Below are 11,360 nucleotides of genomic sequence, written 5' to 3'. Positions count from 1 at the left end.
ACACAGACGGCAAGCGTGCGAAAAAAATCCGGATAAATCAGCAAACAATTCTTTTTTGCCTGTGGCAAAAAAGAACCGACACCGCTCATCACACTCCTCCCTGTTATAAAAAAGAATAATATTAACTTTTTTTAATAAAAAAATCTGTGTGGTAAGCAACCTTTCCTTTTAACACATTCATTTAATAAAAACTTTCTCAAAAAAATGCCGATCAATTATTCACCGTAACATGAGAGATAACAATCAATGAAAAACAACAAGGAATCGCTATACCTGCAAGAGTTAGCTTACTTGCGTGAAAAAGCAAAGTTGATGGCAGCGGAGTGTCCGCATCTGGAATCTTTTCTGAGTACCTCTCATGATCCGGATATTGAACGCCTGTTTGAAGGTTTTTCATTATTAACCTCAAATCTACGCAGCACCATTGAAGACAGTTTTCCGCAAATAACCCATGACATGCTCAGACGCATCTGGCCACATACCTTACGCCCTGTGCCACCGACGACGATCATTAAGTTCACGCCCCATCAGGGCGTCCATCAGGGCGCAGCAGATATCCCCCAGGGCGCCCCGATAACCACGGCTGAGCGGGAAAAAGCGCTACGGTTTCGCACCTGCCGCCCCTTGCATATTGAACCGTTCATTGTCCTGAACAGACAGATCCAAAAAACACGGGAATACAGCGAGATAACGTTGACACTGCGCCAAACGGGGGCAGTGTCAGACCGTTGGCAGGTAGGGCAGCTTCAATTTTTTCTTGGTACAGACCGTGAACGAGCGGCTCAGCTGAGTCTGTGGCTGGAACAGTATCTTGATGAGATTTACCTGCGCACGCAAAACGAAGAAAAAAGACTCAGATACAGCAAGTTGTACGGGTGTGATGCTCATGACCCTCACAGTATACTGCCTACCAGCCATAACCATTTTGACCGTCTGCAACGGATGACGGAATACTACTGCCTGCCTCATGTTTTTGACTTTGTGACCTTTGATGCGCTGGATTACCGCGAGTTACCATTAAACCGCGACGGTTCATTTGAGCTGATATTCAGGCTGGAAGGCGAGCTGCCGCTGGAGACATTAGGCGATGCGTTCCAGTTAGGCTGTGTCCCTGCCGTTCACCTGGAAACGATGTCAAGTCAGCCGATCCTGCCTGAAGAAAATAACGCATATTATGCCATTCCGTTGTTAGAAACTGAGCGGTTATTCCAGTTACAGGGTATCCAAACGGCCAGGCAACTCGGTGGAAAACAATCTCACGGTAAAACCCTTCATTTCCGGCCTGTGGCGCAGTTCCACGAGAAAAATGACTGGCTGCGTGATGAAGGGCAACCCAATAACCTCTATTTCCAGCCCCGGCTCTCCATCGATCTGCTTGGGCGTATTCAGAATCGGATACATTTTTTGGGTACGGATGGAAAAGACGCTACCCGCCTGCCGCCACAACCAGTCTGCGCGCATTTCATCGGCTACCATACGCAGGCAATGACATTGAAGCCAGGCGATATTACCGAATCCCAGGAATCCGTCCCTGCTCATCTGCGTGCCCGCAATATCACGCCTGTCTCACCGGATTTTCCCCTCATGGTGATGGGAAAATCAGACTGGTCACTGATTGGTGTGCTCAACACCACGCCGTTTTTGCTTTTCAATCCGGTATCACTGAAAGATTTTTTGCGTTTGTATGATTGTTATGCTGAACATGATCGCGCGCTCAGCCGCCGGATGCAGCAGCATATTGACGGTATTGTCGATATGGAAACCCTGCCGGGCAGCCGTCTTGACTTCAGCAAACGAGGTCAGGGCCGCCTCATTAATGGCAACACCCTGCATTTACACCTTGATCCAGCGTGTTATGAAAATGACGGCATGATGTATCAGTTCTGCCAGGTTATCGACCAGCTGTTGGCGTGCTTTGTCGTGCGGGATAATTTCATTTTGTTAGAAATTTATCGGCAGGGTGAGCAGGCAGCGTTATGGACATTCCCGCAGCGGGTCGGTCTGCGCAGTGAAATGTAACAATATGAAATAGAAACATAAAAATCAGGAGATAAGCATGCTAAAAAGCGGATTACGTTTTGTTTGCCGGATAGGAGGGCTACCTGAGGGCACATTTGCGGTGGCCGATTTTACCCTGCGGGAAGGGCTTTCCGAGCTGTTCACCCTGAACCTGACGCTGGTTCAGTCCCTGCCCGGCAATCCCTTTATACCGAAACCGGAAATCGATTTAACCGCGCTGCTGATGCAGGAAGCGGTACTGCAAATCTTCCACGGTGTGAGGGAACAACGCAAAATCACCGGGATCATTTCCCATGCCGACTGGTGCGGCACCGATGGCAACAAAACCCTGTATACGTTTACTGTGCGCCCGTCCCTCTGGCGGCTCACGCTCAATCAGGACAGCCATATTTATCATCGGCAAAGTGTGCCGGATATCCTGAAGCTGTTGCTGAAAAAACATCATGTTCGCGCTGATTCAAAACTGGAAGATGCCCATCAAAGCAGAGAGTATATCACCCAGAAACGGGAATCCGATTATGCTTTTTTTTGCCGGTTAGCCGCTGAAGAGGGGATCAGCTTCTGGTTTGAGGATGAAACGCTGTTTTTCAGTGACAGTCACCTGCCCATGGCGGCAGACCTGACGCTCAGTTACAACGCCCAGCCAGAAACTGCACACGGGATCGATACGATTTATCAGGTTCGTCTGGGGGTGGGAATGACGCCCCAGCGCACCATCAACAAAGACTTCAACCCGGAACACCCGTTTTACGCGCTCTCCCATCTGGAAAGCAACCCCGAATATCAGGCGTTCGGTTCAACGACACCCTATACCGTTTACGAAAGCTATGGCCGTTTTCAGAAGGATGCCGAAGCCAAACCGTTCGTTAAGTACCGCCACGAAGCCCTGAAAAACCAAATGCAGAGTGGCAACGGGCAAAGTAACTGCATCAAACTGATGCCGGGGCAAATTTTCAACATTGCTGACCATCCCCATGCCCCGCTCAATACCTGCTGGCAGATTGTCGGGATCAACCATCAGGGTCGCTGCCCGCAGGCACTGGGTGACAATAGCGGCGAGGGCACCACACTCAGCAATAATTTCAGTTTTATTGATGGCTATGCCGACTGGCGACCGCCCTTTCATTATAAGCCTCTGGCGGATGGGGATGAGAGTGCCACCGTGGTCGGGCCGGAAGGCGAAGAAATCTTCGTCAACAAAGACGGCGCGATTAAAGTCCATTTTCACTGGAACCGCTACGACAAAGCCGATGACAGTGCATCCTGCTGGGTTCGAGTGGCACAGGGCTGGAATGGCAACGGTTTTGGCTTTATGGCCATTCCGCGCATTGGGCAGGAGGTCATTGTTTCTTACCTTAACGGCGATATTGACCGGCCGATAGTGACCGGCAGTGTCTATAACGCCGTCAACCGCCCGCCGCTGGATTTACCCGCCGCGAAGACCCGCACCACGTTTAAAACCAAAACCCACAAAGGGGAAGGCTTCAACGAACTGCGCTTTGAGGATGTGAAAGGCAGTGAAGAAGTGTTTATTCATGCACAGAAGGACATAAAAGCGCAAATTCTCAATGATGAAATTCACAATGTTGGCCATAACCGGACACATCATATTAAAAATATTAAAAATGACGCCCATTTACGCATTGATAACGAGTACCGCGTACAGGCAGGTAATGACATTTCTCTGTCAACCGGGCAAAAACTCCATATCAAGGCCGAGGATGCGCTGTTAACACAAAGTGGCAATGAAATTCATCTGAGTTCTGGTGCCAAAGTTGTGATTGATGCGGGTTCTGAACTGACTATTCAGGCCGCAGGACATTTTCTAAAAATTGACGCAGGCGGGATCACCAGTAGTGCTGCTGTTAACTTTGGCAGTGGCGCACCGGGTAATGGCTCTGGCTGGGGCGGCAAGTTGCCGGATATGCTGGATAAACTGTCACCCATTAATGTGGCTCAAACTGAAAACATGGCCACCGCACCGCCGGAAAAAATTTGTCTGTCCTGCCTGATGGCAGCGGCACCAACGGGTTCTGTTATGGTCATGAGGGGAGAATGATGACGACAACATTAAAGGAGAAATGGGAAAAATACCGGGAAACCTGCCCGGAGATGAAATTATATGCGTTGGTGGATGGTTTACAGTACGAGCGCTGCTTTGATGACGAATTGACTTATCTTGAGGGAACAAACAATCCACTGTTTCGGCAATTCCCGGATGCGGAAATCGCCTTTGCCGGGCCGTGGTTGTTTGATATATATCACGCTCCAGAATGGGAAGAAAAATTCTTACGGCTGGAAAGAACCGCACCGGCTGTTTCCTGGCTGTATTCAACACTGTCATTGGATAAACTGACCCGCCATCTTGAATCACAGTTAAATATCCGGTTAAAGACAGGAGAAACGGCATTATTACGTTTTTACGATCCCCGCGTTCTGCATCAAATTCCTCATATCTTTACGCCAGAACAGTTGACTAAGTTCACTAAAAATATTGAAGAATGGGGGTATCAACTTGATAACAACCACTATGTTGTAAAAGGAACGCCATCATGATCACACTGAACCGGGCGCAGATGAATAAGTTAATTGATTTACTGAATGCTATTGAACGGAATATTAACGTCACCACGGCTTACCTCGTTACAGTCGAGTACCAAGGAAAATAATCGCTATGGAAAAAAACAGTATCACTTCAGTCTTATCAAATTTGCAAAAAGATATAACAAAAAATATCTCGGAGAAAAAAAGTAAAGTCACCCACCCCGTTAAAGTTCCCAACTGCTCGGGGAAAGTGGGTGATCCAGGAGTGAAATGTAATCAAAAATTCAGTCATCAGGTCAAATTATTGCCGATTGATAACCAGGTAAATGTAAGTAATGTGCCTTATGCCTTTATTTCCGTACCCGCAAGAGGGTTCGGTAAGACGAATGGAGAAGGTGAAACCGACCGTATTATGACCCGACAGCCCGAAGAAGTGACCGTACTGGTCGGAAAGCTGGCCAAAAGTTATGAAAGAAGGGGCGGTAATTTCGGTTCACTTAAAGAACTCGAAGAAAGAAAAATCAGCCTGATTACAAATATAAATAATCCAACTACAGAGAAGCCTTATATCAGTGGTTATGATTATATTACTGTGGTAGGTGCCAGAACAGCGCCATGGGATTTTAGCCCGGGAGGTGTTACAAGAGGGTTTGAAGAATCAATGGGAAATCAATACCGTTTTATTAATTGTGGGTTACATCAGTTGCAGCTTTTTCCTAAAGCAAGTCAGGGAGATTATGCTGTACAACGAATTATAATTGTGTTTTCACAGGGATATACAGACATGGATCGTCAAAGAATAAATGACTATGCTCAAAAATTAGGTGCCCGTGTCCGCTATGTAACAGATGTACCGATGTTCATTAGGATTATAAATGAAAGAAAACAAAAGAAACGCTTAATCAAAGAGATGGTATTTTTCTGTCATGGCGTGATTAATTGTGCCACCTTTCATTATCAGGGAAAGAATGTGGAAGAAGGGAAATTTGGGCCAGACGAAATTAAAAAGGTGTATGAGTCGGTATTTGATTCTGATGCTAAAATAACAACCTACGCTTGCCGGGCAGGAATTTCGGTGGACGGTAGCGATTTTACAGGAAAAAATGCGGGGCAGGATAAAAGTCCGGCACAGCAAATGGCTAATGCCTGGGATGTTGGGGTCAAAGCGTTTGAGATGCGCTCTCTCTATGACATCGTTTATGGAACGGGAAAGGAGATTAAAGAGGCGAGAGAATATAGCAAAGTAATTGACAAATATGAAGCAGCTCGCAGAGCTTATAATTATGAATTGAGTAAAGGGAACAAAAACGCCAAACCACCAGAAAAACCAAAAGATTATGACATAATGAAAAAACGTAATGAAGGTTTGAAGGCAAGAGAATACAACGAAGACCACGGTGGAGGCCCTATTGCACCGAATGCTACCTGGCGATTACCGGGAACAGGAAATTCGCCAAAAGGACTAAAAAGTGGTCTGCAAAATTATAATCCAATAGAGTGGATTTTATGAATTTACTTAAAAAAAAGCTTATTGTTAAGATAGCAATTTTGACAATTTTCACTTTATTTTTTTCAGGTGCTTACTATATGTATATGCAAAAATTTCAAATGTATATTAGGGTAACTTCATATGATGTAAACTCGTCTGAGTTTCCTAGTAAAAAGGTCTGGTTCGATGCCAGTGAATGGCTGAAATCTTCGCAGTATATTAAAGTTCATGATGCTTATTTGATTAATAAGAAATTCGTTCCTATTGAAAATTTGAATACGCTAAGTATCACAATGACATTACAGGATGAAATTGAAAGTTCAATAAAATTCTCCGAATTAAATGTATTAAAAGATATGGAAGCTATAAAATTCTTGCAATTAATGCAAAATAAAATGAATTATGAATACATATACACAAAATTTGATGAAGAATCATTAAAGCCAGTGCTAGACTTTTTTTTGATTAAATTTCCTTATAAAGAAAAAAAATATGAACTATTAGTAATGAGAAGAAAATATGGAAATGAGTATGTGTACGACCATTTCGACTCTATTTACAGAGAAAATGAATGGCATAAACATAATAAAGACACTCTAATATATAGAGATTATCTTGCAGGCAAGATTGATTCATACAAACAATAAATTAAACAAAGACATAGTTGTTGGATTTTAAATTCTATTAAAAACGTATTTTACCAGCAACTATAGCGTTAGTTATTGTGACCGGAGATATCATAAATATGACAATAGAAATTAATGAAGACCAATGGAATATGCTAAAAAAACATACATTCAATTCATTTATTGATGAACTGGTAGTACATTGTAATGAATCCTATCCCTATCTTAAAATAAAATTAGGTGAAGATAAATTGAGGACAGCGCTGGAAAACGCAATAGAAAAATCGAAAAACGATGGATTTGATCAACGTGGTGCTGTTCAGTTTTATATTGATATGCTTATTTTATTTGGTACCGAATTTCAAACTGACCCACAATATGTATGGATAAAGACGCTCCTAGATAATCACTCCTTCCTTGGGCAATTAGAAAGAACAAGTTTACTTTATCATGAAATCATTCAATATCTTAATGAAGTGCATGGCGAACAAGATGAATATCTGAAAACCAGTATATTAAAATTTCAAAATATCAATATTGAACGCTTAGATGTTCAATGGAATACCTATGAAAGTAATGTAGACTCACTATTAAATTCTCTTTTTCCACAAAAATATCGATATATTAAACAAGATAATATCAATAAATTCATTCAATTTGGTGTTGAAAAATCCAATCAATATGGCATAAAAAATGCCAATTATTAGGCGAATCCAAGGTTCATTCCCTTCTTTCTTTAAAGAGTTTGAACAACTTGGTATTACATTCAAAGAAATGATTTACCAATCTGAGTCAGCTTATTAATTTTATTGAGGATATCAATATGAATATCACCAAAAAAATGCACGAACAGGGTTATGTTGTAATACCTGAAATAATAGGCAAAGAAGAGATTAGAACCATCAGAAATTTTTATAAAAAAACCTCTGAGATAAATAATATTTCAACTCTTCTTTCATCAGACATATTAAAAAACACTGAAATATTTCATGCTATTTTGAATGATAAAGCAGTTACGGCGATCAAGGAGATTTTCGGCAGAACTTTTTCTTTATTCCCTAATTTTACAATTCGGGAAAGTGTTTATATCCCTTGGCACAATGATGCCTATTTTTTACCTGATGAGGTAATAAATCCTGATACACACTTACAATTTATGCAATGTGCTATCTATTTGCAGGATAACGAGCCTGATCATGGAGGGGGAATAACACTAATCCCCTTTTCTCATCGGCTAGATCAAGCCACTGTGAAAAGTATGTTGAATACTCCACAAGCCTACGAAAAAGTTATCATGAGCAAAGCAGGCGATCTTATTCTCTGGGATAACAGAATAACTCACAGAAGCACTTATCCTGATAAGGCACCTGACAACACCAAATTAGCCTTACAATGGACAGTCTCTGCTTCAGAACAACATAACGAACCATACCTACAGTACCTTCGGGATCGTGCTCAACATAATATGCATGTTTCAGATTATCTTCCTAAAAGCCCAAAACCTTATTTTGCAGATATGCCCAATGTCCAATACCCAGACTCATTTCATGAGGATTCATTAAAAATAATGAAAACGCAAAATATACACTTTATAGGGCTATGAGCCATGACATATTCAAATGATGGACAGAAAGAAAATGGAGCATCTTATATATTGAGGCAGCTACGCCGGTTAGGTGCTTCTCATCTCTTCATGGTGCCAGGTAAGCTCATTAATGCATTCATGAAATGTTACCCAAAAGATAATGATTCAGTATTAGATATTTTTCCTGTTCCAGTAGTCACCGCCTGCGAAACGGGGGCTGCTTATATGGCAGAAGGATATGCTCGTGTCTCCGACAATTTTGGTATATGTCTAGCCATTGGTGGTCCTGGTGTTACAAATACTCTGACAGGCATAACTTCCGCCTACACAGATAATTTTCCTGTTTTACTCTTAGCTGGCCAAATTTCTTCAGCAATGGAAATGCACAATGTATTACAGGACAGTACCCAATCTGGAATTAACCAACAAGCCATTTTTTCTCCGGTGACTCGCGCAACATTTGAAGTTAAAGCGGGTCAATCAATCAGTCGATTTCTGAGAGAATCACTCCGGGCAATGAAAGGAATTGAAAGGGGTCCTGTGTATCTGGGAGTCAGTAAGGAAATTTTAAATGAATATGATGAAAATCGCCCCGACATTAGTTCAATTATTTCTGATTTTTGGAAAAATCGTCCGGTCGATATCAATAAAATACGTTCACCCGAATTTAAAAATTTCATGAGTAAAACCCATAATTGCATCATTCTCGCGGGGTTACGCAGTAAAACATCTGAAACCGCTGATACACTGTTAGCATTTGCAGAAAAGTATCATTTCCCAGTGGCAACAACGCTAAGTGGTAAAGGGATATTTCCAGAAGATCATCCTCTGTCGCTCGGTATTTATGGTTATTCAGGTAGTCCCAGAGCAATTGAAGCATTTAAGAATCCAGAGTTGGAAGGTATTATCTTATTGGGAATGGATACCACTCAGTGGAGTACTATGTTATGGTCTCCAGACTTACAACTTTCGGGTAGAACGATTCAGGTGGATACTAATCCCGAATATCTTGGTAAATACCTTGATATCACTTGTGGGATCACAGCAAACAGTAGTGCATTCCTGGAAGCTCTTGATGAACATTACCCTAATATTCTCATTCAAGGCCGCTCCAAACGGGAGAAATGGTTACAGTATCTCAGTATAATTCCCAAGTATTTCCCTATTGATTTTAGCGCAACAGGCGATGCAACAAGACACCCAGCATCCTATATCAATATCCTCCAGAAACATTTTCCGGAAAATGGAATAGTCAGTGTTGATTCTGGTGCGCACCGATCATTTTTGGGTCATTATTGGATCGCTCGCAGACCTGAAGCGTATATATCAGCAACCACACTTGGCCCTATGGGCTGGAGTATCCCAGCAGGGATAGGAGCCAGCTTTGCTGCTCCAGATAGAAAATGTATGGTTATAACAGGTGACGGTTGTATGTTAATGCAGGGAATGGAGTTAGCCACCGCATCAAAATACCATCGCAATATACTTTTCATTGTCTTTAATAATGCATCTTATGCTGCAAGCTATTTTAATAATAAAGATAACAAAGCAGATCTGACAAAAATTCCCGATTATGATTGGTGTCAATTGGCGAGAGGATTAGGATTAAACTGTTTGTGTGTAAATTCTCCTGATCAATTACAGGAATGCATTGCCGAAATTATGCAACAGCACAGCCCATTCTTAATCGAAATTAAATGTGACAATCAACACACAACGCCAAATAAAGAATATAACAAACGCATAAAAGCGTTCCCACTCGTATGAAAGGTGAAAAAGCATGAAGTCAAAACTCATTATCATCAATTCGTGCGTTATACTGATATTAGGATTATTTTCTATAGATCTTTATAATCCGGCACTACCTATAATAAAAACCGCACTCGCAATTACTGACAATCAGGCTCAAAGCCTTGTTGTTTATTATCTCGTTGGTTTCGCTATATCCCAACTTTTTTACGGGCCTCTCTCCGATAAACACGGACGCATTCCTGTCATTGTATTTTCCTTATTATTTTCCGCTATCGGTAATTATCTGACTTCTACTGCCGGATCATTTCACGCACTATCTCTATTCCGGCTTCTGACCGGTATTGGTGCAGGCGGGTGTCCAGTTATTAGCAGAGCTATACTCAGTGATACTTTCCGGGATAAAACGGAATTATCTAAATCTCTGGCTATTTTTTCGATGACATCACAAGTTTCGCCTGCTTTTGCACCTGTCATTGGCGGGTATATTACAGAATATCTGCCGTGGAAGTTTAATTTTATAGCCCTTACCATAATGATGCTGATAGGTGCATTTTTTGTAAAAATGACGTTGCCGGAAACATCACCGATGAAATCAACAGATAATGGCCGAATAACAGGTTTTCGAATTCTGTTATCTGACATTAATTTTGTTGTATACAGTGTTGTCTCCGCCGTTTTGTTTGCTATTACCATTGGTTATTTTACTGCCAGCCCTTTCGTATTCCAGACACAATTTGAATTATCTTCATCACAGAATGGATATCTGTTTATGGTTTATTCTGCTGGGATCGTAATAGGTTCGTTACTGACAAAAAAAGGATTGTCACATTCCACACCTGAAAGAATTCTGAAAGTTTCACTCCCGTTATTAGTATTGTTTACGGCGATGGCGCCTATTTTTATTTATTTTACTCAAATATTGTCGATTAAATTTATCATTATTTATAGTCTTGCGGTAGTGTGGACTGTCTTCTCCATTATTACTTGGGATAAGTTTGCATGGACATCCAGAATTGTCCGGAACAGGCAGTGCCTTACAAGGAGCCTTAAAAATGGCCGGAGCAGCCATTGTATTATGGTTTTTCTCTAGTGGGCATACAACAACAGCAGCGGGTTTAATGTGGGGACTTTTCATTCTTGCCTTGATTTGTTTTGTTTTCATTACCTTTACTCTGTATAGGGTATCCGAAATAAAAAACCGGCGCTTATAGAGCAACCAAAATTGATAATATTTTCTTCACTATCATACTAACGGAGAGAATATGGATCTTGGAATCGCGGGTCGCTGGGCTGTCATATGTGCAGCCAGCGACGGTTTAGGATTTCTTGGATTCGCCTAATAAGT

Annotated in this window: 9 protein-coding genes; all 9 read left to right on the top strand. The window is 41.8% G+C overall.

What is annotated here, in order from left to right; all coding sequences use genetic code 11:
- The first annotated feature begins 246 nt into the window (after positions 1-246).
- The 9 genes from tssF to AAC147_RS15965 all read left to right on the top strand — a co-directional run bounded on the left by tssF (position 247) and on the right by AAC147_RS15965 (position 11,105).
- A complete protein-coding gene (gene tssF, locus AAC147_RS16005) occupies positions 247-2,019 on the top strand; it encodes a type VI secretion system baseplate subunit TssF (RefSeq protein WP_047682850.1) in 1,773 nt (590 codons plus the stop codon).
- Between the two features lie 37 nt (positions 2,020-2,056).
- On the top strand, positions 2,057-4,078 hold the full coding sequence (locus tag AAC147_RS16000; RefSeq protein ID WP_047682848.1) for a type VI secretion system Vgr family protein: 2,022 nt from the start codon (positions 2,057-2,059) through the stop codon (positions 4,076-4,078).
- Positions 4,075-4,575 carry a DUF4123 domain-containing protein gene (locus AAC147_RS15995; protein ID WP_262947508.1) on the top strand — a complete coding sequence of 167 codons (501 nt, stop codon included), beginning with the start codon at positions 4,075-4,077 and terminating at the stop codon, positions 4,573-4,575. Before AAC147_RS16000 ends, AAC147_RS15995 begins: the two co-directional genes overlap by 4 nt.
- Before the next feature lie 118 nt (positions 4,576-4,693).
- On the top strand, positions 4,694-6,073 hold the full coding sequence (locus tag AAC147_RS15990) for a hypothetical protein (protein ID WP_231571450.1): 1,380 nt from the start codon (positions 4,694-4,696) through the stop codon (positions 6,071-6,073).
- A complete protein-coding gene (locus AAC147_RS15985; RefSeq protein ID WP_052189596.1) occupies positions 6,070-6,699 on the top strand; it encodes a hypothetical protein in 630 nt (209 codons plus the stop codon). The genes AAC147_RS15990 and AAC147_RS15985 overlap by 4 nt, the downstream gene beginning before the upstream one ends.
- Positions 6,700-6,797: 98 nt before the next feature.
- Positions 6,798-7,385, top strand: a complete 588-nt coding sequence (locus tag AAC147_RS15980; RefSeq protein WP_231571448.1) for a hypothetical protein — start codon at positions 6,798-6,800, stop codon at positions 7,383-7,385.
- Positions 7,386-7,501: 116 nt separating this feature from the next.
- Positions 7,502-8,281, top strand: coding sequence for a phytanoyl-CoA dioxygenase family protein (locus AAC147_RS15975; protein ID WP_047682839.1), 780 nt, complete (start codon positions 7,502-7,504; stop codon positions 8,279-8,281).
- A gap of 3 nt (positions 8,282-8,284) precedes the next feature.
- A complete protein-coding gene (locus AAC147_RS15970; protein ID WP_047682837.1) occupies positions 8,285-10,030 on the top strand; it encodes a thiamine pyrophosphate-binding protein in 1,746 nt (581 codons plus the stop codon).
- A 13-nt stretch (positions 10,031-10,043) separates the two neighbouring features.
- Entirely contained in the window at positions 10,044-11,105 is a 1,062-nt protein-coding gene (locus AAC147_RS15965; RefSeq protein ID WP_231571446.1) for an MFS transporter, read from the top strand.
- Positions 11,106-11,360 lie beyond the last annotated feature (255 nt).

The sequence above is a fragment of the Xenorhabdus sp. NBAII XenSa04 genome (assembly GCF_963866145.1).
GTDB lineage: Bacteria > Pseudomonadota > Gammaproteobacteria > Enterobacterales > Enterobacteriaceae > Xenorhabdus > Xenorhabdus indica.
Note: the sequence above shows the minus strand (reverse complement) of the source record. Positions and strands in the feature narration are given on the sequence as shown.